This window comes from Vibrio sp. THAF64, from assembly GCF_009363455.1.
Taxonomy (GTDB): domain Bacteria; phylum Pseudomonadota; class Gammaproteobacteria; order Enterobacterales; family Vibrionaceae; genus Vibrio; species Vibrio coralliilyticus.
In genome coordinates this window covers 1,478,108-1,503,168 of sequence record NZ_CP045356.1, presented here as the reverse complement: position 1 = coordinate 1,503,168, position 25,061 = coordinate 1,478,108, and the positions used below count along the sequence as shown (strand labels likewise).

Genomic DNA, 25,061 nt, shown 5'->3' with positions numbered 1-25,061 from the left:
AGGGAAATGATCAAAAAAGACGCATTTTCAATTTAAAAAGAACCATCACAATTATTAAGGGAAATACTTGTGCTACTACTCAGTATCTCATCAGACCACTGCAAAAATATGGAAGATAAGAACGAAAGTTGGTTCAAAGAAGAACAGAAATATATGTAATATTTATTAAATGGAAGGGTTTTATTGGATTAGAAAAATTAATTTAGATGACATAAACAAAATTCTGACTTTCGAATTCTTCAAGCTCGAACAACCGATCTAGCATCTCCTGATTAAGCCTGCTCCCTCTCTTAATTAAGACTTTTCCGTTTGGCAGGGAGACATCACGTTTTATTTCAATCCCTGGTTTTAGATCGCCAATACTGACGCAATATTCAAATGTACTTGTATTATTTCTGCGCTTATCTTCTAGCATATGAAAATAAGTATTCAGAATGAGCGGATCATAATGACTCTTAGATTTTTCTTTCATTAAACTTTCAGCAACCGCAGGCAAACGAAGCTTTGTTCTATCAACGTGATTGACCGTTAGATAATCGTAATCCTTCACCACTCTTATAATTCTCGACAATACAGGGATTTGCTCTCCTTTTAATCCTTCAGGAAACCCTGTTCCATCCATATTTTCATCCTGATATTGGATTCCCGCGAGAAGTGGTTGGAATGACGCATTATGCAGAAGTAAGTCAGCGGCTTTATGACCTGAGCCACACGGGCCAATGTGATGAGCTGTGTACGCTGAAGATAACTGCTGTTTAGACTGACAAGAGACCATGCCAATAAGATGGAGCAGAGCCGCTTGATAAGCTTGATCATTTGATACTTCAGATGACGTTATATGCCCTGCAAGCTCCTTGACGTGTTCAGCGATTCTCAGCAAATCTTGCTTTTCAACATGAACACTTTCAGAGATCACGTTCACCAACAAACTCAACGTATTATTCATCAGTTCTTTGTGCCTATGGCTTGCACTTTTGTACTTTAGATCGAGTTGTTTAATGTGTTTATTCTTCTCCTCTATCTGCCCTTGCAAGCTTTCATTATCTCGGAGAAGCTTAGCGTTGATGGCTTCCTGATGTTTCGCATATTTTTCTATGCCTCCCGTCATTTCAAACTGGGACTTGAGCCGAAGCAGCGTTTTCTTTACCTCTTCGTTTTCCCATGGTTTAGGTAATACATAGCTAACATCCCCTTCGTTGATAAACGCTGTTAAATCATTCTTCTCCGCATTACTTGATAGTGCGACACGTATAGCCCCAGGTTGGACATACCTAGCCTCATAAAAGAATTTGGAACTACTCATGGACGGCATATTGGAATCCGCAACAACGATGGAGACTTCGTAGTCATTGAGATATGTCAGGGCCGAAATCGGGTCATTAAATGTCACAACACTGAAGTCTTTCCTTAGCAGTCGTGACAGTGCACGAGTGATTTGAACTTCACTATCAACGATAATGAGTTTTACTGCGGTGTCTCCATCCATAAGAGCTCCCTGCCACTAGTGATGGTTTGATATAGGTAAGCGCACAGTGAATTTGGTGCCTTTACCGACTTTACTCACTACATCGATTTTGCCCCCATGATTATTCACCACCCCATGGCAAATAGATAACCCTAGCCCTGTGTTGCTCATGTCCATGCGAGTGGTGAAAAAGGGATCAAAGATTTGAGGCAGATTTTCTTCAGCAATACCGATCCCACTATCCACAATATGAACGACTACGTATTTGTCACAAAGGCTCGTCATCACTTTGATTACACCGAGTTCACGGCCAATTGCCTGTAACGAATTCTGCAGTAAATTAACAAAGAGCTGTTCAAGTTGATGTGCACTACATGAAACTAAAGCATTTTCAGCATCGTAAGACTCAATAATCCGACAGTTCGACTCAATACGATCTGAGAGGCTTTCAATTGATGATGACAAAATGACGTTAATATCTCTTAAATCGAATTGCTCATCACTGTAATCTGCAAACGTCTTGATATTAGAAAGTATGCTGTCAATTTTCAAAGCCCCTTCTGACGTTGCCTTGATAAGCTCATCGCTGTCTTCGAAGACAAAGTCGAGATCTTCTTCTTCACAAATTCGATCAATTCGGCTCAACACTTCCTTCGCAACCACAGGATGTGCCGACGCAACCGCAGCAAAGGTTTTGTACTCTGTCACTAATACCTTGAAAAAGCGATTGTAGTCTCTAAGCGTATTAATGTTGCTCAAGACATAGCTGATAGGTTCATTGATTTCTCTGAGAAGCCCAGAGCTTACCTGACCGAGATTCGACAGCTTCTCATCTCTCTCTAGCCTAGCTTCCATATCCTTGATACGTTGGTTCGACTCAACAAGAGAATGATGCTTTTTTGTGACCTTAACTAATGCTTCTTCGAAGCGTGACAACACCCGATTGTATTGACGGGCAATCATTCCAATCTCAGATGTCGGATCGTAATCGACTCGCTGTGTAAAATCACCGCTCGCCTCCTGATGCTGCATGACAGCGACGAGATCATAGAGATCACTGCCCGCTTCATGAGAAGAGATATTAAGACCGATAACCTCTTCTTCCTGCTTCACTCGCAAAGAAATCACTTTGTTAAGCAGGTAGAAACTCAAATAGCTGATAGGAAAGACGAATGCACTGGTCGCGCTAATACCGAATATTTGAATCAGTAACTGGCTGGTTCTATCTTCTGCTATCAGTGCTCCAGAAAATGCGTCTTGAGGTGCGAATAAAGCGACAGCCAAGGTCCCCCAGATACCATTTGCCAAATGAACAGGGATTGCTCCAACTGCATCATCAATTTTCTTTCGAATTAACAAATGGTTGGTCAAGGTATAAATCAGTGCAGCAACCATACCTATCACAACCGCACTAGGTGCATTGACTAAGTTACAGTTCGCGGTAATTGCCACCAGTCCCGAAAGAATACCGTTGCAGAAATGAGGAACATGCACTCGCTTAATCAAGTGAAGCGAGACCAATGCGGACGTTAATCCGCCCATCGCTCCAGCGAGTATGGTATTGAGGATAATATTGAAAGTATTTGAACTGAATGCAAGCGAGCTGCCCGCGTTGAATCCCAACCATCCAATCCATAGGAATACGACACCTGCGACCGTCTGTACCAAACTGCTGTGATTAAAAGCCTGCCCGTCTTTGAAACGGTTCAACCTTGGTCCAATCACAATCACTGCGGCTAACGCCGCCCAGCCGCCCACCGCATGCACCGCTGTCGAACCAGCAAAATCGACAAAGCCGTATTGCGATAACCAACCTTGTTCCGCCCACACCCAGTGACCCACAACAGGGTAAATAAAGGCAGCAACCAGAACAGAAATCGCAATATAGCCCTTCAGGCTACCTCGCTCTGCGATAGCACCGGAAATAATCGTAACCGATGTGGCACAAAACACCATTTGATAAAAGAAAAATGCACCCTCATCAATAGCATCAAATTTCGGGATCATGAACTGATTAGTGCCTGCCAGTCCTTGCCAAGATTCACCAAACATAATGCCGTAACCAACCAGCCAATACAGTCCCAGAACCACAGCTAAGTCGATTAAATTCTTAGCCGCTACATTGACCGTATTTTTTCGTCGTACAGTGCCAGCTTCAAGCAGCAAGAAGCCGACCTGCATCAGCAGGACCAGCAACGTACACAAAAATACGAACAATGAATTCATAACACCTATATGTTTTCAGCGCCTTATTAAGCAACTGAACTTACATCCATGTAATTGCATATGAGTATAAATATAGATCCAAATTCAACAGATTGGTTTACGGCGAAGCAGCCTTCACACGAGTCGAAAAGCGCAAATGGTGACTTAAGTGTTCGTTACCTATACTCAACATGGGCCCCAGGCACATGGAGGTTTGTATGAGTATTGCAACACGATTAGACCAATATCTAAGCGAACACGATATCCCGTTCCAGACAGTCAGGCATAGCCACAGCCAAAGCTCACTTCAGAGCGGTGTTGCTGCAGGTATACCTTTGGTGTGTCTGGCAAAGGGCATCGTTCTGGAAGATCACGATGGTCATCACATGATGGCTGTTTTACCCGCCAACAATAAGATCAGCTTGTCCCGGCTAAATGACGAGCTAAATGCCAATTTCCATCTTGTTAAAGAGCGACAGATTTATGAGATGTTCGACGATTGTGAGAATGGTGCCATACCACCTGTTGGTAGCGCCTACCATATATCGACCACTTATGATGAAGTGTTGACTCGCCAGAACTACGTCTACTTTAAAGCAGGCGATCATGAAACCTTGATCAAACTCGATCAGGAATCTTTTCGCCAATTAATGGGCCAGAGCAAAATGATGAGATTCAGTAGCCAGATCTTCCATTAACTTGCTTTAAACCGAAATCCGGTGACGATTCATCATCAAAAGAAGTCCACCAATTGGTGGACTTCTTTACCTTACTATTGCTTCTGATCCTGAGCGTTCTCAGGACTAAAGCTAGCCACAATATCTACTTCATCAAAGTTGCGGTAACCACGAATCATAATGTTGAACTCACCAGCTGGTTTGTTAAACACGCACTGTTCGTTGCTGCCATTCTGGAACGGACGACAGTCATATTCTGTTTTCGAAACCGGACCTTCATAGGTCACGTATAGATCCGCATCGCCACTGCGTGGGCCTGTAATGGAAATCGTTACTTCGCCCGGCTCTGTAGTGCGGAAAACAAAAAACTGTTCATCGAAATAACCGGATGTCAGGTTCTCCACTGGTGTACCGTTTTCCAGCTCCTTCACTGGCGACTCTGCGTCATCCAAACTGGTTTCCACCAAGTATGCGATGGCTAACTTAGCAAATTTAGTCGCATGGCTTGCGGTTGGGTCGGAGTTCTCCAACGTGTCGTGCTCAGTGTGGATATGCGGGTTGTAATCATTGAACATGGTTTCAAATGGCATTGCTGACGGGTAACCAGCGTTATGCCAAGAAGCGTGGTCAGAACAGGCGTAGCCACAGCGGTCAAAATCATAAGTAATTTCACTCGCGTAGGTATCAATCAGCTCGCTGAGAAATTCCGTTAAATTCGCGTCTGTGTAATCGTTGATGAAAGTAATGTCATGAGCCGAACCATTGTAGTTGGTCATATCCAGTTGCAGAGCAGAGACAACATCCGCCTGCTCGCCTTTCAGCGTTTGAGCGATGTCCTGAGAACCTCGCAAACCCACTTCTTCTGCAGCATAGCCATAGAACTTGATGGTGCGATCTGGCTGGATACCGCTAGCAATCATAAGACGCAATGCTTCTGTCACGGTTGCAATACCCGAAGCGTCATCATCGGCTCCCGGTGATATTGTACCTTCGGTTGTCCATGACCCAACTGTTGAATCTAGGTGACCACCCACCACAACGATCTCGTCTGGATGCTTGGCACCGACTAAAGTTACTTCAACCGATTTCTGTGGGTAATCACTGTGTGAGATTTGCTGAGCGGAGGCATAAGGTACATCCTTAATCTCTTCTTGCCAGCGCTCTAGCAACCAGTCCGAAGCAGCGATACCCGTAGAAGTGGTATAAAAACGGTTAGTAAAGCTGGTTAGGTTTTCAATGGTAGTAACCATGTTGTTTGGCTCAACCTGCGCAATCAACGACTCGACCGTATCGTGGTGGCTAATCACCGGCTTCTCAAACGTACTCATCGACAGTGGCATACCCGCCGCTTTCATTGCGCTTGCCTTGTCCTCATGCACCATGTAACCACCACAACGGTGTTTCGCTTCATGCATATGACTGGAGAGTGCCGCCAGCTGCTTCTCATTGATTTTGGCAACCACAGCATTTGGATTTGCTGCAAAGCCGCTAAATACCGCTGCACCATGCTGCGTTATCAAATGCTGAGCATCAGCATCCGTCGTAATCCATACTTCCCCATCTTTCAATACGTTGGCATCTGATGCTGCAAAAGCAGAAGCGCTCCCAAATAGAGCTAAAGCTAATAATGTCTTTTTCATAGCAGAACTGAGTTCCTTGTAAATTCTGTAGACGTGATACAAAGCAGGGCTCCATTCGGAGCCCTGTCGTTTTTAGAATGGATTAGTTGGCTTTGATGAAGCGGTAGCGCTTCGTTTCAGAACAAACGTCACCTGAGGTACATACTTGGTACTCAACATCAATCGTGCCGTTGTGACGGAACTTATCGACGTAAGAAGTAAATTCAGTTGCACCCACCACTTTGCCGTTACGTTTCACAACAAAGTAGTCGTCTGTTAGGTATTCCCAAGCCAGCTTAACGCGTGCTTTACCGTTAGGCTGTTTGTTACCAAATTTCAGCTTAAGTGGGAATGCGTCTGTTGCCGTATCTTCAATTGTGATGGTCTTGTTGGTAGTCGTTGCAGCACCGGCATTATCCGTTACCGTCAGAGTCACAACGTAATCACCAGCTGCCGCGTAAGTGTGGCTAACCACTGCACCTGACTGAGAGTTACCGTCACCAAGGTTCCACTGGTAAGAAACAATGTCCCCATCGCTATCACTACTTGTACTGGTTAGGTCAACTTTCTTGCCTGTGACAACGTGATCGAATGAAGCGACTGGTGGAACGTTAGTGCTACCAGAATCAAACGATGCTTTTAGGTTTGCATCAGCATACTCTGAGTAACCGAATACGTTGACGGTGTAACGACCAGCCGTTGGGTTTTCGATGACACAAACTTCATCAGTCACCGACTCACTCTTACAGATGTTTTCCTGCGAGCTTGGCGCATAGTCAAGGCCAACATAGATGTCTGGGTCACCGGTTGAAACACCAAGTTCTACTGTTAGCTTATCTTTACCTTCAGGCACTTCGATGTCGAAGTAGGTCTTCGAACCTGTACCGCCGGCAACAGTAACAGCTTGGCCATTTTCTAGACGCTGATACTCTGGTTCTGGCGGTAGCGGTGGCTCTGCACATGGCTCAACACCAACAACACCAAACGCTGCTACGACATCTTCTGAGTTGTAACCTAGGTCATCTGCTGCGTTTTTCACACCACAAGCACCTTGCCAGAAGTCACTGTCTTCTGCCCAGTAGATCTGGTTAGCCAGAACAAACAGTTCGAACGCCTTCTTAGTATCCCAACCCTGAGTGGTAGCGATGTGATAGAAAGCTTTATTGAATACACCCGAGCTGTAGTGAACATTCAGCCCATCGTAGTAATCAGAAGCGTGGTTGATAGAAGAACCGTCACGTGAAGGATCGTCCATGTAGCGCAGTGCACCGTCTGCTTTGAAGATGTCACGACCGACCATCCAGTCGTTGGTCCCTTTCATGTAGTATTCAGCAGCTTCACCAGCGATATCTGAGAAGGCTTCATTCATACCACCAGATTGATTCGCGTAGATAAGACCTGAGTTTTGCTCAGTGAAACCATGGCTGACTTCGTGCGCAGACACATCCAGACTCACCAATGGGTAGAAGTAACTTTCACCGTCACCGAAGGTCATCGCCTGACCATCCCAGAAGGCATTTTCATAGCCGTTGCCGTAGTGAACACGCATCATCAGTTTGAATGTAAGCGGCGCTGTATCAAACCAATCTTTGTACATGTCGAATACAACGTTACCGAAGTAATGCGCATCGTTCAGTGGAGAATAAGCACCGTTAATTTCTTTGTGCTCGTTGCGCGGACATTCGTAGGAATAAGGCGTGGTACCTGAAGTTGCACCGTTTAGATCCACAGTTACAACGTTATCGGATTCCATTACACATTCAGTGCCGTTTTCCGTCACATCAAGATAGTGGTAATCAGTACCGTATTCATATTGACCCGTTTTCTCGTTACCACCAGGACCAGTACCGATTTGGGCATGGGCAATACCTTCCCAGCGGTCGATGATTTCACCGCTGTGTGCATCCAGCATAGTAAACGGACGCGATGGGTGTGCTTTACCTTCAATCAGATAAGAGATTACGTAAATCAGACGAGTTTTATCACCGTCTTGATATACATAAAGATCGTCTTTTGCGTTCGCTAAAGATGGGCTCGCAGCAACACCAGCTTTAAGATCTTTGCTCGCTAACTCTAGTGCTTGTGCGCGGTTTAAAGAAGGTTTTACGAACTTACGATCAACGCCGGCCATCTTAACGTATTTGCCCTGAACAGCTTTTAGGGCACCGCCTTTGGCACTTTGCGTTGCGTTTAGGTAGTGGCCCCACACAGGCACTCCCCAGATGTTTTGCTGGACTTTAACTTTGTAGATGCCACGCTTTTTCAGATTCACTTCTTTTACCATTTTGAAGCTGGAAGCATTGTCGACACCAAGCTGAGAATTCAGCCCAGAAAATGATGTAAAGTTGATTGGTTTGCTTAAATAAACTGACTCACCGGCATGTGCAGATAGTGACATCGCACTCGCCACGGCTACTGCCAAAAAACGCTTGGCTATTTTCATTATGATTCTCCTTATCGTGGCATTTTATAAATGCCGGGGAGAAACATATCATTAACAATTAGAATTAATACTCACTATTCTTAATAATTATTTAATAAACCAAACAAGCGCACAATATGATTAGTATTTATTTTATCAATCATAAAATAAATTAATTAAATTCAACCTAAAAACAAATAGTGTTAAATATATAGATTATAACGTCACGATAAGAATAATAGTTATTTGTATAATACAAATAATTATTATAGATAGAACTATCTAATTCCAATTCAATCAATAAAATCAGTTAATTATTGAATGCAGTAGGAGATTAAACGACAAACCATCATAAAGGGATAATTATTTGAATATTAATCTCATTAAAAATAAATGAGTAAAATAATATTTATAAGCACGTAAATAGCATACTGCATTCAAAATATAAACCACACAACAATGATGATTATTGAATAAATCGAACTCGGCTGAATAATAAGATTAGTGCGACCAAGAGCTGAAGTATAAAGCATGAAACGAACACCGCTTGCTCACCAAAGCTAGCAACCATATACCCTGACGCTGCTAAACCAAACGGCATGAGCAACTTAAACAACGAACCCGTAATTCCCGTTAGCCTGCCGAGGCATTGCTCATCGAACGCTTCCTGGCGGTAACTCCAGATGCAGATCGAGCTGTATAAGCCAATGGCAGAGATCCACAAGAAGGCAAAGACCAGACTCCACACTCCGGGAAGCACCAGAGGAATGAGGAAACCAAACGCCTCCAACGCAATTGAGGCAATCAATAACTGGCCTAAACCAAACTTGGTACGTATTTTATCTGCGGTAAATGAACCCAATAAGCCACCCACACCCGAAGCGGCAATCAAGTAGCTCACTTCAACTGAATTCAGACTGAGAGTGGATTTCGCATAGAAAATCGACTGAATCCAGAATATTGCACCTGTAGTGTTAATTACCATCACGGCCAAGGTGATGTACCACATATTGGTTTCAGCACGCAGTATCGCCCACCCTTCCGCCAATGCTTTTAGCACGGGGGGATGCGATTTCGGCTCTGGTTTCACTAAAGCTAACTTTTCCAGTTGCCAATAGGCCAGCACCAGCATCGCTGCCACTCCAAGAAAGACATTATGAATCGCTGACAAGAGCATCAACGCACCAGAAAGTACCGGTCCAACCGTTTCCATAAAACTACTCAGCGAACTCATGCGCGCAATAGCAGTATTTTGCAGTTCATGAGGAATACCGTTTTTCATCATCGCCATGCGTGCATTGTGATAACCGTAATTACACGCCATCATGAAAAACGCCGACGGAAAAAGAACCCAGAGCGGGTTATCCAACCATTCCACCGCAAAATAACAACTCAATACCATCAGCAACTGGCCTAACAACATCATTTGAGACCAGCGCTTTTTGTCGACTCTATCGACCCATACACCAATAAACAGCGCCAGCAATAAATTAGGTAGGAATTCAACTGCTCGCATCCAGCCCATCATCTGAGACGACTGAGTCAATTCATACACCAACAAAGGCAATGCCAAATTATAAATCTGGGCACTAAACGCCACGAACAATGCGCTGGAAAAGAGCACCACAAACGATCTATTTTTCCACACTGAATTTTGAGGGTGAGATAACGTCTCCATCGAATAATCCTTTCTTCCTGATAAGAATCCACTATTATCCGAATCAAAAGATGAAGAAAAATAGAAATAAGAAAAAGGAATTTCACCTTTATGCGTTACTGGAAATCCCTCGCGTTCTGCCGTGATAATCTGCAGTTTGAGCAGTGGCGGCCAATGTCCTTGGATAATTTCAGCCAATCACTGGACTGCACAAGACGCAATGCCCAATTGCTCATTAAGCGATTGATTAAAGAACGCTTCCTGGAGTGGCAGCCGGGGGTAGGCCGAGGTAATTTACCCAATGCAAAGCTATTGAAGTGCCCAAACGAACGATTGGAGCAACAAGCTTTTCGTCTATTAGAAGAAGGAAAAGTCGCGCAGGCTCTATTGCTGGTCAAGGATTCACATCGTGATAATTTTTTGGAAAACTATCTCGCTCAGTTTCAGCCGAAAGATGCGTCAAAACATATACTAAAGATCCCTTTCTACCGCGGCACCCATTGCCTAGATCCCGTTCTGATCACGCGGCGAACAGAAATCCACCTTGCAAGCTATCTGTATGCCAATCTGCTTACCATCAATACCGATCATCTCGGCATACAAGCTGATCTGGCACACTCATGGAAACTGAGCGGCCATACACTTGAAGTAACATTACGCAAAGGGCTTAAATTTCAAGACGGCAGTCCTTTGCTCGCTCAAGATATCAAAGCTCACTTTGAACGATTAATGAACTCAGACGCTAGCTGCAAAGCTCTGTTTGAATGTATCGATGACGTCGCCGTAATCAATGACCTATCTATTCACTTTGTCAGCAATTCAATGTCGAGTCTACTGCCTAAGCTGCTGATACACTCTGCCATGGGTATCACCAAAACAAGCAAAGGTGCGATAGTCGGAACTGGCCCATTCTGCTTAGAAGAGCAATCTGAGTGGCGAACACTAATGACCATTAACCCGCACTATCACGGATTCAGACCTTGGATAGACGGTATTGAGATCTGGAACATTGGTGATAAAGCTAAAAACTTTGACCTAAACAGTCATGTCGTACATGGCAGCCACATACGTGAAGGACACGCATCTGGCTTCCGTGCACAAAATCAATGGGAGGAAGGTTGTGTCTACGCAACATTCAACGTGAATCGTAATGGCTGGATGACCAAACGAGCTCACCGGGCTGCGCTGCAAGAGGTTTTATCTCATATGGGCGCGCCGCAATCGCAACAGTGCGAAGCGCTCGCTGGAGCGAGCGGCATGATGTCTTCTCCCGAGTCACTCAGACCATCAGCGTTAGATTTAATTGTAGAATATATTCGTTCGCTCCCTAAGCCGGAAGCGCCTCTCTCTGTCGTCACCTACCAACTTGCAACCCATATAGAAACCGCTCAGCTAGTTGTCGAATCGCTAGAAAAGTTAGGTATAGATGCCAAACTGACCGTTCATGAATACCCCGTGTTTGACCAACTCAGCACCTTATCTCAAGCGGATGTCATCATTTGTGGCGAAGTATTCGGTGAAGATACTGAAATGTCTTGGTTAGGCTGGTTATTTAACACCAGTGCTCTTACCGCCTGCCTGACCAATAAAGAGCAACATTGGATCAAGCAGAAATGTACTCAAGCAATGGCACAACCTAAGCTAGCTGCGAGACTCAAACAGTTTGAAAAGATTGAGAAAAGCTTAATCAGAAATGGCATTTATCAACCACTCTTTCATGTAGAGCAGGACCTCAATATCTCAGACACCGTGACAGCGCCTGCACTGCTTGCCAACGGTTGGATAGACTTCAATCAGGTGGTGATGAAATAGGTGGATCGACTAACGTCACTTTACCCTGTTTGTCGATTCGATAGCGCAGTAAGTCTTGTGCAAGGAATAAGTTGCCAGAGTATACCTGCTCAGCCTCTGAGCGAATAATCTCGACTGACAGCTCTGCTTCAGGGTGAAGCTGATAACGTGGGCTGAAATGGGTGAGAATCAAGTTAGGGATACCAGCGACTTCGGCAAACTCCGCAACCAACTTTCCGTAGCTATGGCCAAACTCTTTCGCCTGTTTGGCGAAAGCTTCGGCATAAGTCGACTCATGTACCAGCAAATGGCACTCTTCACATAAGTGCTTGAGCAACTCAGGATCGGCATTGTCACCGGCGATAACAAGCTTTCTCGGCCCGTGTTCCAAATAAGTGAACTCTTCGCTGATCAGCGTTTTGCCTTCATGTTCGACATTTTGCCCTTTGACTAATTGCCCCCATAGCGGGCCTCGAGGAACACCTTGCTGTGCCAGCTTGTCAAAATCTAGATAGGCTTTAATCGTACTTTCCGTAAAACAATAGGCGAAGGAAGGCACGCGATGCTCTAATTCACACAATGAAATGGTGAATTGGCCGATCGTCATTGAGGGTAAAGATTCAGCAGAGACAAACTGAAGATCGTAAGGCAGGTGAAGCTTAGTAAATTGCATTGTCGCTTCAAGCCACTCTCGAATTCCTTTCGGCGCAATAATGATTAATGGGTCTGAACGACGATTCATACCAGCGCTGGCAAGTAATCCCGGTAAACCGTAGCAATGATCACCATGTAAGTGAGTAATGAAAATCGCCTTAAGGTAATTGAGAGACAAAGGCGTATGCAGCAATTGGTGTTGGGTGGCTTCACCACAATCAACCAGAAACCAGCCTTTGCCCTTGCTTTCCATTACAGCCGTTGCAGAGACATTTCTGGCTTTGGTTGGAGTCCCTGATGACGTCCCTAATACACAGATTTCCATAACTTACCTTATTGTTGCTCCAGCCAGTCAGATAACGCTTTGACCGATTCATTCGGCTCTTGATTGGCCGAAAGCAAAAAGTAACTATTGCCAGATCGGATACGTTTATCAAACGGGCAGAGCAAGCGATTTGACTTTATGTCCTGCTCCGCCAAGGTCACGTCCCCCACTGTCATCCCAAACCCCTGTTGAGCCGCGTTCATGGCCTGATCTAACGTAGCAAACGTCTGATTCCCTTTCCCTTTAAGTGTAGATTCGTCACAACTGTTGCACCAAAGCATCCAGTCAGATTGCTCTGGGTTTGCATGTAACCAAGTAAAGCGATTAACCAAATTGTCGTGTATAGATTCATCTGGCTCAACGAATTGTGACCACAGCTGAGGAGAACAAACGGGCGCAAGAATTTCGTCAAACAACAAGGTTTGGGAAACCTGCTTACTTCGCACTGGCTTACCATAAACGATCACCATATCAAAACTATCAAAGTCCGGATGAAACTGGTGCTTAGTGGTTGAAGTCAGTTCTACATTCACTTCAGGGTTGGCTTGCTGAAAATTAGCTAAGCGCGCCAGTAACCAAGTGGTAATACAACTTGGTGCCAGCAGTTTCACACGGTTGGCACTTTCGGACACTTCTCTCACCGATCTTTGTAAGCGCTTGATGATGTCCTGCGCGAGTGGAATGAACATACTCCCTTCAGGCGTCAGGGCAAGCCCTCGAGCGCGGCGATAAAACAAGCTCACTCCCATCAAAGATTCGAGAGACTGAATCTGCCGACTTACCGCGCCTTGCGTCATGTTGAGCGACTCGGCGGCATGGGTCAGGTTAAGGTATTCGGCGGTTGCCAAGAATGCCTGTAAGTTTTTCGTCGAAGGTAAGCGCATCATTACCACCATACTAGCTATGCATTTTTTGCATAGCTAGTATGCCTTTATTTCGATTCTACTCAAATAGGTTTTTGACTACATTTTTATCAAATAAGAAATTCTAGTTATTAATTTGATTTCTATTCGATTAATTATGCAGTAAAGGAATATTGAAATGGCGTCACTGGCAGACAAGATTGCACCAGATAACATAAAAAAATTAATACCTTATCAATCCGCACGGCGACTTGGAGGTTCTGGTCGACTATGGCTCAACGCCAACGAGTTAGAGCAACCACTGCATTTCAGTGACCAACAAAATGCTTACCATCGTTACCCTGACTTTTTGCCTCAGGACATCGCTTCTGCTTATCAGGATTACTGCCACACCCAAAAGCCCGTTCTCGCAGTGAGAGGCGCTGATGAAGCGATTGACCTTCTCGTGCGCACTTTCTGCCAACCGGGTAAAAGCCGTATCGCTATCTGTAGCCCTACGTATGCGATGTATGAATTTTGTGCTGATTCACTTGCCGTTGAAACCATTGACGTCCCTTTGCTTGCGCCGGATTTTGCTCTGGATGTGGACGGTGTTGTGAAAGCGGCAGAGTCGGCAAACTTGGTGTTTCTTTGCTCACCCAATAACCCGACAGGCCAGATGCTTAGTCGACAAGATGTGCTATCTGTTCTCGATCAAACACAAGATCAGGCTTTGGTTGTTGTGGACGAGGCATACATTGAGTTTGAACTTGAAAAAAGCGTTGTCAGCTTAATCGAGCAATACCCTAATCTAGTTGTTATTCGTACTCTCTCTAAAGCCTTTGGCCTTGCGGCAGTGCGCTGTGGCTTCATCATCGCTGATACATCCGTCATGAACTACCTATATAAAATGGTTCCCCCTTACCCAATGCCAGACAGTTCAGCCGAGATCGTGTTAAACGCACTGAGCCCAGAAGGGTTGGCCAAAGTGACACAAAGTACCCAACAGTTGATCGCCACTAAAAATTGGTTTGTTGACCAGATCCAGTCATTAAGCTGGATTGAAAAGGTCTACCCTTCTTCCACCAACTTCGTGCTGATTCGCACTCGACCGGATGTCGATCTGTTCAACTACTTGCTTAAAGCTGGAATTGTCACCCGCAATCAATCACATGAACCGAGCCTGAAACACTGCGTGAGAATCACGATTGGCTCACAAGAATCTATGCAGGAAGTCGCTACCATCATTAGCCACTTCGCTGACCCAGTATCAACGAAAAACGAAGATAAGGATTTCGAACATGAAAAAAGTGCTTAGTGTCATTGCTTGTACTGCTACCCTTCTGTCTACACCCACTTTTGCAAAGCAAGTACGTCTGGCATCTGACTTCACTTACCCGCCGTTTAACTACAAAGATCAGAGCGGCAACCCAACGGGATTCGACATTGAAATTGCCGACGCGCTGTGTGCTGAAGCCAAACTGGACTGTACTTGGGTCGCCCAAAATTGGGACTCGCTCATTCCGAGCCTACTGGCACGAAAGTCAGATGTCATCATGGCTTCGATGCGCATTACGGAAGAGCGTAAAAAGCGTGTACTGTTTACCAACAAGTATTACCAGACTCCGGCTCGTTTTGTCACAGCGACGGACGCTAAGGTCGACATTTCAGCACAAGGGATGAAAGACAAAGTTATCGGTGTTCAAGGTGGCACAATTCACGATCGCTACGTAACGGACAAGTTCGGTGACGTCGCAGAGATCAAACGTTATACCGGTCAAGATGAAGTCTACATTGATATGGTAAACGGTCGCTTGGATCTGACTTTTGGTAATTCAGATCAGCTAGCCTTAGCGTTTCTGGCCAAAGACATTGGTCAGGGGTTCAAGTTTGTCGGTCAACCTGTTACCGACAAAGCTTACATAGGTGAGGGAACAGCGTTAGCATTACGTCAGAATGACAAAGCATTGGCTGAGAAATTCAATAAAGCCATTGTCGCCATTCGCGCCAACGGTACGTATGACAAGATTGCGAAAAAGTACTTCTCTTTTGACATCTACGGCGAAGAGCTGTAAATCCATTCGGGCCTGTCTTCAGGCCCTTTTTTATCGCTTAGCCGCCTGTTTTCGATAACGAAGCATCACCGCGCTATCCGGCTGATAAGCGTCAATCAAAGCCGCCAGCTTCCCTTGTTTTTTCAACGTTTCAAAGCTGTGGCTTAAAGCGCTCACCACCTCTGGTGATGTTTGTTTCCCCGTAACTAACCACAGCGCTTTGCACAATTGCTTTACTTTCATTACTTCGACAAAGTTATCGGGATCAAAGCCATATTGTTCCATACGATAGGGGTAACTGACCGTTACTAAAGGTGCGTAGTCGACCCGATTCGCACGCAGCAAACGAATCGCATCTTTACCGTAGTTAACAGGGATAATCCGCTGAAAGCCCAGAGACTCGATCAACTCTTCAAATGAACCCTCGGTTTGTGCACCAAAACGATAGCCTTTGAGCGCCTGCAGCTCATCCGTTTCTAATTTAGGCCCAGTAATATGACGATAGATCCCGACTTCATAGGGAGAGACTTCACCAATCCAATGAAATTTATCCTCTCTCACGGGCGTACGCGATACAGAGAAGAACAAGGCGTTCGCGCGATTCTGCGTAATTCGCATTGCCCGTTTCCACGGAGTGAAGTGCACCTGATGAACTTCCATCGGCAGGGATTGAGCAGCGTCTTGTACCACAGCTTCGACAAACTTGACCACATAACCTTCTGCCACACCATCTACTTCCACCTGTAGCGGCGGAAATTCCTGAGTGTAGAGTTCCAGTTCCACGGGATGGGGATGCGCGTCACTGGCAGTGGATACGATCAAGCTTGACGCGCAGAGGAAGGTTTTTATCTTTGTTATCCAGCGCAGCATTGAGTGTTTATTCTATTTTTATAGCAGCAAATTTAGCGAACTACTATAAATGACAATTATGTCGGGTCAATGCCATACAGGTCCAATTTGTCGGATGACACTGTCTCTTTTATTAGAGGAGATATAAGAATTTCTCGCTAGTCTTTTCGAACTAGGCTGAAGTTGCTTAATAATTGACGGACAAAAGAAAAGCCCCAATTGGGGCTTTCATTATTTAGAATATCTTGCCATTGCCGCTTGCTCTTTAGGCACCACGGTTTTACCAATAGGAGCCAGCGAGATGTACGCCAGTTTGAGGTGCTGAATAGCAAATGGAATACCAATAATGGTCACAAAACACGCCACCGCTGACAGGATGTGGCCTATCGCTAACCAGATACCTGCAAACACAAACCAAATGACGTTGCCGACCAAACCGAGCGGGCTGGTTCCAATATCCATTTCATTGGTCAGCTCATCTCGAGCAATCGCTTCCTGACCAAATGGGAAGAAGGAAAAATTCCCCATTACAAAACAGGCACGTCCCCATGGAATACCCACGATGCTGATGAAAGCCAGCAGACCGAAGAACCACCACATCAGGCCCATCACAACGCCACCGAGCAAAAACCAAATTATATTACCTATCGTTCTCATAACCTGTTGTTTCTCCTTTTAGAAAACCTTAACCGAACACACTCTCATAGTGTTCTACGGTCGGGAATGGATCATAAAAATGATGTAAAAGTGCTTTCCATTCCTGGTACTCAGCAGATTGTCTGAATCCGATTTCATGGTCTTCCAATGTTTGCCAGTTCACTAGCAAAATATAGCGCCCCGGATTTTCCATACAGCGTTGCAACTGATGTGAAACATAGCCTTTCATACTTGAGATGATGGCCTGAGCTTTTGCAAAGTTTTGCTCAAACTCTTTCTCCATATCCGGCTTCACATCCAAGATTGCGACTTCTAGTATCATGGTTTTTCCTTAACCTAAGATGAACATCAATAAAAATAACTTATATTAAGCCCTGCCAGACTGCCGTCGCACCACTGACGGTACACAGCATCAATGCTCCAAGACGAATCTTCTCTTTGGGTAGAGATTGAGTCGTTGCTAAAGCGAGTTTATAACCCAACCACGCAGCAGGAAGAAGAGGAATACTGATCCACAGATGATGTGTCGTCAAAAAGCCCGCAGGCATTTGGATAATCAATGAAATGATTGAGCTGAACACAAAAAAGGCCGACAAATTGCCTCTCAACTGATTCGCTTCCTGATGTTGTAACAACAAGGCCATCGGCGGTCCACCTATACCTGAACTTGTGCCGAAAAAGCCAGAAAAGAAACCGGCAACGCCCATGCGGGTTGGTGTCGGTTCAATACGAAAAGGAAGTAAGCTCACTGCGACAGCAAACAGCACCAATAGACCAAGCCAGAGTGCCAACAAGTCGGTAGATACCATCACCAATAGCACGCCTCCCGCTATAGAGCCAGGGACACGGCCAATCAACGCCATCTTAAGCCCACCAATCTCTACGCTATCACGGTGCTTCAAAGCATTCAGAATTGAGATATAGAGCGCTACCAAGCAGATAGGGGCGGGAACATAATCTGGCGAGACAAGAAACAGTAGAGGCGCGGCAACAATCGCTAAGCCAAAACCGATCGCTGTCTGTACGAACGAGCCAAGGAAAATCAGGAAAGCAGCAAGCAATGCCTCTGTCGTTATCCATTCAGCAAACATATAAAGAAAGACCGTTGGGAACAAAGGTCTTCATCATAATCTAATTTGTTCTCAAGCGGTCCCAAAAATACCTTCTGGCACGTTTTTATTTTCCACCACGCTAGAGATTGAATTACAAGGCTTCAATATGCTCCAAATAATACTCTGCCTTTTGCAAAATCTCACTTTGTGCATGGTCATCAAGATTGTCCCAAGATCGATAAATAACGCCAATACGTGGGTTCTGCGTTAGCATTTCTCTGTGTTTATGCATGAAGCGCCAATACAAGCTATTCAACGGGCATGCGTTGTCCTGCGTTTTTTCACTATGGTTATAATGGCACCTTTTGCAGTAGTCACTCATTCGATTGATGTACGAGCCACTCGCAGCATAAGGTTTAGTTCCCACAATGCCTCCATCCGCGAACAGAGCCATACCTCGGGTGTTAGGCATTTCTACCCATTCAATCGCATCCACATAGATACCGAGATACCATTCATCAACCTGGGCTGGATCAATCTCTGTTAACAAACAAAAGTTGCCCGTCACCATGAGTCTTTGAATATGATGCGCATAGGCAAAATCCAACGACTGCCCGATGGCTTCCTTCATACATGCCATCTTCGTCTCTCCAGACCAAAAATACTCAGGCAAGTGGCGTTTAGCGTCGAAGTGGTTGTGCTCAGCATAATCTGGCATATTGGCCCAATACACGCCTCGGATGTATTCCCTCCAACCGAGTATTTGACGTATAAAGCCTTCTGCCTGAGAAATATCAATGTCTGGGTTTGACTCATACGCTGACAACGCACTATCAATGACTTCGAGAGGGTGAAGCATTTTGCTGTTTAAGGCGAAGGACAATCGACTATGGTAAAGCGACCATTTTGATTCATGCGCCTGCGTCATTGCATCTTGAAACCGACCAAAGTTAGGTAGGCATACGGAGCAAAAGTGGGCAAGCAATGTCAGACTTTGATTGCGGTTAATCGGCCATAACAACGGGCCTTCAAGTTGCCCTATGGTGCTGATATTGTGCCGCTCAAGCGACGCTCTTATCTCGGTGACATCATTACCAAACATTAGAGGGGTCGGCAAACGATCTATATCCGCTGCTTTGAGTTTGTTGCGATTGTTCGCATCGTAATTCCACTTTCCACCTTTAGGTTTTCCATCATCCATTAAGATGCTGAAATTTTTTCGCATTTTACGATAGAAGTGCTCCATCATAATGTGCTTTCCTTGAGGAAAGTGCTGCTCAATCTGCTCAAAAGGAAGAAGGAAGTGTTCACACTCTGTACGTTGAATACGGCAGCCTTGTATCTCTATTTCATCGAGGAGCGTTGCTAAACGAAACTCATCTGGTCTTTGATACTCGAACACTGTTGCACCAAACTTTTTGACATAGTGATGAACGAGTTGCGAGACATCAGAAAATTCCAAAGTTTGGTCCAGATTGAGATGCAACACTTCGTGCCCATCTTGCTGAAGCTCATGCGCAAAGGCCTGCATTGCAGCGAAAAATGCACACACCTTTTGTATGTGATGCCTAACATAAGTTGCCTCTGGATGGAGCTCTGCAATCAAGTACAACACTGATTTGTCTGACTCTTTAAACCAAGAGTGACGCATATTGAGCTGATCGCCGAGAATAAGGCGGATAGTGTTAAACGTCATCTTACTCATCCCCTTTTAAACAAGAGAGTGGCCAGTCGACCATATCAACATGATCACTTGGTATAATCACTTTGTTTCCATGCCACCGCTCTATGAAAACCTTATCTGGATCGTACATTTCCGTTTGTTTCGCTAAATTAAAACGACGAGAATCTCTAGGATCCGCACCCACGCCCGCCAAATATTGCCAGTTCCCCCAGTTCGAAGCGACATCATAATCAACGAGTTGAGTCTCGAAGTAGGCGGCCCCGTAGCGCCAATCCAAACCAAGTTCATGAATCAAACAACTTGCTACGAGCTGCCTGCCTCTATTGGACATGTAGCCCGTCGCTTTAAGCTGATTCATGCAAGCATTGACGATTGGGTATTGAGTTTCACCATGCTTCCATTGCTGAAAACGGTAGCTGTAAAAACTTGTCAATGGTGTAGCATCTTTCAAGCCGGAAAACTTAAACAGACGTCTTCCCCATAGTTTTCCGTACCAATGGAAATACTCACGCCACAACAGCTCAAAGAAAATCCAGTATGTTGAGTCATTTGCCCCCTCCCTCTGCTCATACTCTTGAAGCAATACAAAGATCCTCTTCGGACTCAGGCATCCTACGGCTAGCCACGGAGAAAACTTAGTAGAAAAGTCAAAACCATCAAGCTCGTTGCGAGTTTGTTTGTAGTGACTTGCTAAAGATGTAGCAAAGTAACCTGAACAGTGAGCAAGCCCTAAAGTTTCTCCGCCAGCGAATAGCTGACACGATACCTCTTCCATGTTTAATGTGCTGATTACCTGCGCAGGTGGTTCTGGCAATGCAGACAGGCTTGAATCTACACCGATAGGAAGGTGCTCGACTTGCTTTCTGAATTGAGTAAAAGTGCTTGGCAATTCACCTAACGTAAAAGGGAGAAGGCGTTGGCTGAAGAGTGTGTTAACTGGCTCTTGAATGCAGGTGAGATCCGAGTGTAGCTGAGACAACCTATCGACTACGCTTTGCTCATTGACACCGGAAAAAAGATCACAGTAAAAATGCGTGACGCCGTAATCTTGGATAAAACGATTGAGAACATCCAGGGGACGGTCATCAAAAACGAGCAATTTCTGGCCCATGTTTTCGAGAGACTGCGATAAACAGGCCACGGATTGTTGCAGAAATGCCAATCTCTCAGAGCCTAAACTCTGCTCTTGTGAATAACGAACCAGATATCTGTCCATTTGAGGCAAGCAATAGACGCAAAGCAGGCTGTCAACTTCGCAACTCGCCTGCCATAGCAATGGGTTATCTTGGATGCGAAGATCGCAAGTGAACCAGTAAAGACCAACTTTTTGTTTCAAGTCTCAGCTCCTGACTTTTCTCTTTCACGTTAGTACGTGAAAAACAGGAACTAAGACTTGTGGCGAATAAATTTATTACGCTACTGCAAAGCGTCGAACAGGCTTGTCGTTGATTGGTAGGTGAATAATCACCGCAGCAAACGCGAGAACAACCGTCGACCACCAAATGGGCTCATAAGAACCGTAGTAATCGTAAATACGGCCACCAGCCCAAGCGCCTAAGAAGCTACCGACCTGATGTGTGAAAAAGACCAGCCCATAAAGCGTCGACAGATACTTAGCACCAAAGATCTGCCTCACTAAGCCAGACGTCAATGGCACCGTACCTAGCCAACAAAAACCAATGGCCGCACCAAATATCGCCGCTGTATGCTCTGTGACTGGCAACGTCACAAATGCGCCAATCACCATGGTACGCATCAGATACAGAGCCGACATCACATGGCGTTTGCTGAATTTATCACCCATCACTCCCCAAAAGTAAGAGCCGAAGATATTGAAAACCCCGACGTAGGCGAGTGCCATCGCAGCCGTTGATGCTGGTAACTGTTTGTCTGCTAAATAGCTAGGTAGGTGCGTCGCAATGAACATCACATGGAAGCCGCAAACGAAGAAACCAAGATGGATCAGCCAATAGCCTCTATGAGAAAACGCCTCTCTTAACGCCTGCTTAAGCGTTAAATGATCTTCCTTTGTTTCACTGACAGAGTTTCCTTGGCTGGCCGTTGTTTTCGGCGCTCGCATAAACAATGCAAATGCAATCATTGTTGAGCAGAGAATAGCGAAGCTCTGTAATGCCCCTTGCCACCCCAAATCACTCAGCAGCATCTGCGCTCCGGGAATCGTAGCAAACATACCAAAGGAGCCTGCAGCAGTGGTCAAGCCAAACGCTTTTGCTGCGTGCTCCGCAGGGACAACTTTAGCAACAGCACCAAGGACAATGACATAGCTGGTTGCGCTCAGGCCCAAACCAACGAGAACACCAAGTGTCCAATAAAGTGTTGAAGGTTCGACAGCGATAGAGGTCAAATACAGGCCGACGCCATACGCGATAGCACCTGCAATGATGATGCGTTTAGCACCAAACCGGTCGGCAGCCATACCGACAAACGGCTGAAAGACACCAAACAACAAATTTTGCAGCGCAATAGCAAAGCTGAAAAATTCACGTCCTGTGTGAAAGTAATCGGAAACTGGCATCATGAAGATGCCAAATGATTGCCTGATACCCAGGCAGATAACCAGAATGGCGATGCCTAACCAGACCATTGCTGGAAAACGGAAAATGCTCATGAACTTACCCTAATGATGGTGATGATGAGAATGGTCACCGGACATATCGTGGCTTTGCTGGTGGCAACCGCTATTGATGGCCTGCTCGGCTAACAATTCCATAAGACGTGGGGACTGATGAACGGCCAACAGAGTTAGGCAAAGCAATACAGTCATTCTCACAAGCTGAGCAAAAAGTGATTGAGAAAACATGATTCATAGTCTCAGCAAGAAAATAAAGAGCGCGAAGTGTATTGAGCCTCTCGTTATGACTCAAATGACATTTTCACAATGACTCTATGCATGTTAGTCATAGAGTCATTGTAAATTCCTCAATCACCCGTTACGCCACTCTGTGGCGGCTTCAATCGCACTGGTCAATCCGTGCCACTCAAGCAAGCTTCTTTGGTAGTCCGCCGCTTTGCCTTGAAGAGAAAGGCCGTAACTCTCAAGCCGGTAAGCTAATATCGCATAGAAGGCGTCAACCATGGTTGGCTCATCGTACATAAACGGCAACCGAGCCTTGACAAAAATGGTGTTGATACGCGTAAGATCAGAGGACAGTTCTTGCATAGGAAGTGGGTCAACATCCGGTTTATCCAGAGTAAACGAACAATACGTTCTCAATGCAACAAAGCCTGAGTGCATTTCACTGCATAAACTCCGTGCTTCTGCTCGTTGAGACTCGCTTTGAGGTAACAATTTCCCTCCCGATAGCTCGTTTAAATACTCACTAATAGCAAGCGAATCATGGATTACACAGTTGTTATCCGTAGTGAGTGCTGGTACGAGCCCTGTCGGAGACATCAGTTTAAGCTGTTCTTTCGCCTCAGGTTTCGTTAGATCGATCACCTGAGTTTCCATCTCTATTCCAGCAATATAAGCACATATCCAAGCGCGCAAAGACCACGTAGAATCTGTTCCAACAATTAAACGCATGTTTCAACCTCCTGTTTAACCAGCTCAAACCCTTCATCAAGCCAGCCAGTGACTCCCCCAATCATTTTTTTCACAGATCTACCAAGTTTTGCCAAACGAATCGCCGCCTTCTCGGTGCCATTACAGTGTGGCCCCGCACAATACACCACAAACTGTGCATCTGGTGGAAAGGCACTCAGGCCCTTTTCATTCAACCTCGGGTGAGGAATGTTAATCGCTCCCTTCACGTGTCCTTGCGCAAACAGCTCTTCTCCTCTGACATCAAGCAACACAAAATCCATACGATCATTGCTGATGGCATGATGAACATCCCAGCAGTCTGTCTCAAACTCCAATAGCCGACTGAAATGCGCCAACGCGCGCTCACTACTGGCGGCTGGAACTCTAGTTACTGCACTTGTCATAACGTCTCCTTGTTTGTCTTTTGAATCATTATTGCGTTGAAATGAGCAACTCAACACTGGCCTAAAAGTCAATATTCGATAATAATCAGCCAAAGACTATTGCTCACTAACGAGTTTCCAGATGATCAAAGTTGCCATTCTTGCCCACTCTCACATCACCTTGTTTGAAATGTCCTGCGCTGCGGAACTGTTTGCCTTGCCTCGACCAGAGTTCGATCCTTGGTATGACTGCGAGATCATTAATATGGAGAATAAAGATTTTGACAGCACAGGCGGTGTTACTCTCAGGACGAAATTCGTAGAGAGTTTAAAGAGTTACCACACATTGATCATTCCCGGCTGGCCGACTGGAGACTACGCGATTCCTCCCCTGATTCAGCGCGAGATTCGTCAGTTTGTCGCTGATGGTAAACGCGTTTTGTCGCTCTGTTCAGGCTCTTTTTTACTTGGGAAACTCGGACTGCTTAAAGGACGTAAAGCCACCACACACTGGATGTATGAAAACGCATTTCGTGAGCAGTTCCCCGATGTCGAATACCAGAAAGATGTACTTTACGTATTGGACGGGCAGATTGGGTGTTCGGCCGGAAGTGCATCTGCTCTCGACCTTGGTCTGGCGATTATCCGTCACGATTATGGCTATCAGATTGCCAATCAGGTCGCGAAAAGGCTGGTCATATCTTCCCACCGAACAGGCGGACAAGCGCAGTTTGTTGAAACACCCATGCTCAAAGTTCCGGGCACATTTTCACAAGCTATCGCCTGGGCGTCTGCGAATCTGGATAAAGCAATCACTGTCGAAGACTGGGCTCAACAAGCCAGCATGTCTCGACGTACTTTTGATCGTAAATTTCGCGCCAGTTTCAGCCTTTCCCCTAAAGAATGGCTAATCCAACAGCGCATCGAAAGGGCAAAAGGGTTGCTGGAAACCGAGTCCCTACCAATCGAACAATTGGCTAACCAAGCAGGGTTTGATAACGCCGTCACCATGCGCCATCATTTTCGCCGCTTGGTGGGCGTTTCACCGCAGAAGTACAGAGCGCAGTTTGGTCAAAACTGAGAGAGAAATTGACCTTAATCAAACGTATGGCGTTTCTATCCTTTGTGACGATGTGAAAACGACAACGCGCTGATAGCATGGCTGACGTCGTTCACTA

The 25,061-nt window shown here is 45.5% G+C and carries 22 protein-coding genes; 5 read left to right on the top strand and 17 right to left on the bottom strand.

Annotation, left to right across the window (positions count from 1 at the left end):
• Positions 1-202: 202 nt before the first annotated feature.
• Both FIU99_RS23270 and amt read right to left on the bottom strand, forming a co-directional pair.
• Entirely contained in the window at positions 203-1,486 is a 1,284-nt protein-coding gene (locus tag FIU99_RS23270) for an HD domain-containing phosphohydrolase (RefSeq protein WP_006961495.1), read from the bottom strand.
• 15 nt (positions 1,487-1,501) lie between these two features.
• On the bottom strand, positions 1,502-3,691 hold the full coding sequence (gene amt / locus FIU99_RS23265; RefSeq protein WP_152472568.1) for an ammonium transporter: 2,190 nt from the start codon (positions 3,689-3,691) through the stop codon (positions 1,502-1,504).
• 197 nt (positions 3,692-3,888) lie between these two features.
• Here amt and FIU99_RS23260 point away from each other — a divergent pair, with 197 nt between their 5' ends.
• Positions 3,889-4,368, top strand: coding sequence for an aminoacyl-tRNA deacylase (locus tag FIU99_RS23260; RefSeq protein ID WP_152472567.1), 480 nt, complete (start codon positions 3,889-3,891; stop codon positions 4,366-4,368).
• Positions 4,369-4,442: 74 nt separating this feature from the next.
• Here the strand turns inward: FIU99_RS23260 and FIU99_RS23255 are convergent, their stop codons facing one another.
• The 3 genes from FIU99_RS23255 to FIU99_RS23245 all read right to left on the bottom strand — a co-directional run bounded on the left by FIU99_RS23255 (position 4,443) and on the right by FIU99_RS23245 (position 10,066).
• Complete coding sequence (locus tag FIU99_RS23255; protein WP_006961498.1) at positions 4,443-5,987, bottom strand: M28 family metallopeptidase; 1,545 nt, start codon at positions 5,985-5,987, stop codon at positions 4,443-4,445.
• Between the two features lie 82 nt (positions 5,988-6,069).
• Complete coding sequence (locus FIU99_RS23250; protein WP_006961499.1) at positions 6,070-8,409, bottom strand: M4 family metallopeptidase; 2,340 nt, start codon at positions 8,407-8,409, stop codon at positions 6,070-6,072.
• 445 nt (positions 8,410-8,854) lie between these two features.
• Complete coding sequence (locus FIU99_RS23245; RefSeq protein WP_006961500.1) at positions 8,855-10,066, bottom strand: MFS transporter; 1,212 nt, start codon at positions 10,064-10,066, stop codon at positions 8,855-8,857.
• Positions 10,067-10,156: 90 nt separating this feature from the next.
• On the opposite strand from FIU99_RS23245, the gene FIU99_RS23240 reads away from it, so the two are divergent.
• A complete protein-coding gene (locus tag FIU99_RS23240; protein ID WP_006961501.1) occupies positions 10,157-11,857 on the top strand; it encodes an ABC transporter substrate-binding protein in 1,701 nt (566 codons plus the stop codon).
• Here FIU99_RS23240 and FIU99_RS23235 read toward each other — a convergent pair.
• A complete protein-coding gene (locus FIU99_RS23235; protein WP_006961502.1) occupies positions 11,835-12,815 on the bottom strand; it encodes a ribonuclease Z in 981 nt (326 codons plus the stop codon). The genes FIU99_RS23240 and FIU99_RS23235 overlap by 23 nt on opposite strands.
• A gap of 8 nt (positions 12,816-12,823) precedes the next feature.
• On the bottom strand, positions 12,824-13,699 hold the full coding sequence (locus FIU99_RS23230) for a LysR substrate-binding domain-containing protein (RefSeq protein WP_006961503.1): 876 nt from the start codon (positions 13,697-13,699) through the stop codon (positions 12,824-12,826).
• A 157-nt stretch (positions 13,700-13,856) separates the two neighbouring features.
• Here FIU99_RS23230 and hisC point away from each other — a divergent pair, with 157 nt between their 5' ends.
• Positions 13,857-14,975: a histidinol-phosphate transaminase gene (gene hisC / locus FIU99_RS23225; RefSeq protein ID WP_006961504.1), complete on the top strand. Its 1,119-nt coding sequence runs from the start codon at positions 13,857-13,859 to the stop codon at positions 14,973-14,975.
• Positions 14,959-15,732 (top strand): ABC transporter substrate-binding protein, encoded by a 774-nt coding sequence (locus tag FIU99_RS23220; RefSeq protein ID WP_006961505.1) that lies wholly within the window; start codon positions 14,959-14,961, stop codon positions 15,730-15,732. Before hisC ends, FIU99_RS23220 begins: the two co-directional genes overlap by 17 nt.
• Before the next feature lie 30 nt (positions 15,733-15,762).
• On the opposite strand, the gene FIU99_RS23215 is transcribed toward FIU99_RS23220, so the two are convergent.
• The 10 genes from FIU99_RS23215 to FIU99_RS23170 form a co-directional block, all read right to left on the bottom strand.
• Positions 15,763-16,581 (bottom strand): ABC transporter substrate-binding protein, encoded by an 819-nt coding sequence (locus FIU99_RS23215; protein WP_050778637.1) that lies wholly within the window; start codon positions 16,579-16,581, stop codon positions 15,763-15,765.
• 210 nt (positions 16,582-16,791) lie between these two features.
• Positions 16,792-17,217, bottom strand: coding sequence for a YccF domain-containing protein (locus tag FIU99_RS23210; RefSeq protein ID WP_006961507.1), 426 nt, complete (start codon positions 17,215-17,217; stop codon positions 16,792-16,794).
• Between the two features lie 28 nt (positions 17,218-17,245).
• On the bottom strand, positions 17,246-17,539 hold the full coding sequence (locus FIU99_RS23205) for an antibiotic biosynthesis monooxygenase (RefSeq protein WP_006961508.1): 294 nt from the start codon (positions 17,537-17,539) through the stop codon (positions 17,246-17,248).
• 40 nt (positions 17,540-17,579) lie between these two features.
• Positions 17,580-18,308 carry a sulfite exporter TauE/SafE family protein gene (locus FIU99_RS23200; protein WP_006961509.1) on the bottom strand — a complete coding sequence of 243 codons (729 nt, stop codon included), beginning with the start codon at positions 18,306-18,308 and terminating at the stop codon, positions 17,580-17,582.
• A gap of 112 nt (positions 18,309-18,420) precedes the next feature.
• Positions 18,421-19,965 carry a cryptochrome/photolyase family protein gene (locus FIU99_RS23195; protein WP_006961510.1) on the bottom strand — a complete coding sequence of 515 codons (1,545 nt, stop codon included), beginning with the start codon at positions 19,963-19,965 and terminating at the stop codon, positions 18,421-18,423.
• Between the two features lies 1 nt (position 19,966).
• Positions 19,967-21,289, bottom strand: a complete 1,323-nt coding sequence (locus FIU99_RS23190) for a DASH family cryptochrome (protein WP_006961511.1) — start codon at positions 21,287-21,289, stop codon at positions 19,967-19,969.
• A gap of 75 nt (positions 21,290-21,364) precedes the next feature.
• On the bottom strand, positions 21,365-22,582 hold the full coding sequence (locus FIU99_RS23185) for an MFS transporter (RefSeq protein WP_006961512.1): 1,218 nt from the start codon (positions 22,580-22,582) through the stop codon (positions 21,365-21,367).
• Between the two features lie 9 nt (positions 22,583-22,591).
• Complete coding sequence (locus tag FIU99_RS23180; RefSeq protein WP_006961513.1) at positions 22,592-22,774, bottom strand: hypothetical protein; 183 nt, start codon at positions 22,772-22,774, stop codon at positions 22,592-22,594.
• A gap of 123 nt (positions 22,775-22,897) precedes the next feature.
• The gene (locus FIU99_RS23175; protein WP_039952172.1) at positions 22,898-23,500 is read right to left on the bottom strand and encodes a glutathione S-transferase N-terminal domain-containing protein; all 603 of its coding nucleotides are present in this window, start codon (positions 23,498-23,500) and stop codon (positions 22,898-22,900) included.
• Positions 23,491-23,904 carry a rhodanese-like domain-containing protein gene (locus tag FIU99_RS23170; RefSeq protein ID WP_006961515.1) on the bottom strand — a complete coding sequence of 138 codons (414 nt, stop codon included), beginning with the start codon at positions 23,902-23,904 and terminating at the stop codon, positions 23,491-23,493. Before FIU99_RS23170 ends, FIU99_RS23175 begins: the two co-directional genes overlap by 10 nt.
• 121 nt (positions 23,905-24,025) lie before the next feature.
• Between FIU99_RS23170 and FIU99_RS23165 the strand changes: the two genes are divergently transcribed.
• Entirely contained in the window at positions 24,026-24,964 is a 939-nt protein-coding gene (locus FIU99_RS23165; RefSeq protein ID WP_006961516.1) for a helix-turn-helix domain-containing protein, read from the top strand.
• Positions 24,965-25,061: the final 97 nt, after the last annotated feature.

Bases quoted from the DNA above. Each gene is read 5' to 3' on its own strand.
- FIU99_RS23260 (WP_152472567.1), top strand. From the start codon at position 3,889: ATGAGTATTGCAACACGATTAGACCAATATCTAAGCGAACACGATATC.
- FIU99_RS23220 (WP_006961505.1), top strand. From the start codon at position 14,959: ATGAAAAAAGTGCTTAGTGTCATTGCTTGTACTGCTACCCTTCTGTCT.
- FIU99_RS23230 (WP_006961503.1), bottom strand. From the start codon at position 13,699: ATGCGCTTACCTTCGACGAAAAACTTACAGGCATTCTTGGCAACCGCC.
- FIU99_RS23185 (WP_006961512.1), bottom strand. From the start codon at position 22,582: ATGAGCATTTTCCGTTTTCCAGCAATGGTCTGGTTAGGCATCGCCATT.
- FIU99_RS23175 (WP_039952172.1), bottom strand. From the start codon at position 23,500: ATGCGTTTAATTGTTGGAACAGATTCTACGTGGTCTTTGCGCGCTTGG.
- FIU99_RS23170 (WP_006961515.1), bottom strand. From the start codon at position 23,904: ATGACAAGTGCAGTAACTAGAGTTCCAGCCGCCAGTAGTGAGCGCGCG.
- FIU99_RS23240 (WP_006961501.1), top strand. From the start codon at position 10,157: ATGCGTTACTGGAAATCCCTCGCGTTCTGCCGTGATAATCTGCAGTTT.
- FIU99_RS23245 (WP_006961500.1), bottom strand. From the start codon at position 10,066: ATGGAGACGTTATCTCACCCTCAAAATTCAGTGTGGAAAAATAGATCG.
- FIU99_RS23215 (WP_050778637.1), bottom strand. From the start codon at position 16,581: ATGCTGCGCTGGATAACAAAGATAAAAACCTTCCTCTGCGCGTCAAGC.
- FIU99_RS23165 (WP_006961516.1), top strand. From the start codon at position 24,026: ATGATCAAAGTTGCCATTCTTGCCCACTCTCACATCACCTTGTTTGAA.
- FIU99_RS23195 (WP_006961510.1), bottom strand. From the start codon at position 19,965: ATGACGTTTAACACTATCCGCCTTATTCTCGGCGATCAGCTCAATATG.
- FIU99_RS23255 (WP_006961498.1), bottom strand. From the start codon at position 5,987: ATGAAAAAGACATTATTAGCTTTAGCTCTATTTGGGAGCGCTTCTGCT.
- FIU99_RS23270 (WP_006961495.1), bottom strand. From the start codon at position 1,486: ATGGATGGAGACACCGCAGTAAAACTCATTATCGTTGATAGTGAAGTT.
- FIU99_RS23210 (WP_006961507.1), bottom strand. From the start codon at position 17,217: ATGAGAACGATAGGTAATATAATTTGGTTTTTGCTCGGTGGCGTTGTG.
- FIU99_RS23235 (WP_006961502.1), bottom strand. From the start codon at position 12,815: ATGGAAATCTGTGTATTAGGGACGTCATCAGGGACTCCAACCAAAGCC.
- FIU99_RS23250 (WP_006961499.1), bottom strand. From the start codon at position 8,409: ATGAAAATAGCCAAGCGTTTTTTGGCAGTAGCCGTGGCGAGTGCGATG.
- FIU99_RS23200 (WP_006961509.1), bottom strand. From the start codon at position 18,308: ATGTTTGCTGAATGGATAACGACAGAGGCATTGCTTGCTGCTTTCCTG.
- FIU99_RS23205 (WP_006961508.1), bottom strand. From the start codon at position 17,539: ATGATACTAGAAGTCGCAATCTTGGATGTGAAGCCGGATATGGAGAAA.
- hisC (WP_006961504.1), top strand. From the start codon at position 13,857: ATGGCGTCACTGGCAGACAAGATTGCACCAGATAACATAAAAAAATTA.
- amt (WP_152472568.1), bottom strand. From the start codon at position 3,691: ATGAATTCATTGTTCGTATTTTTGTGTACGTTGCTGGTCCTGCTGATG.
- FIU99_RS23180 (WP_006961513.1), bottom strand. From the start codon at position 22,774: ATGTTTTCTCAATCACTTTTTGCTCAGCTTGTGAGAATGACTGTATTG.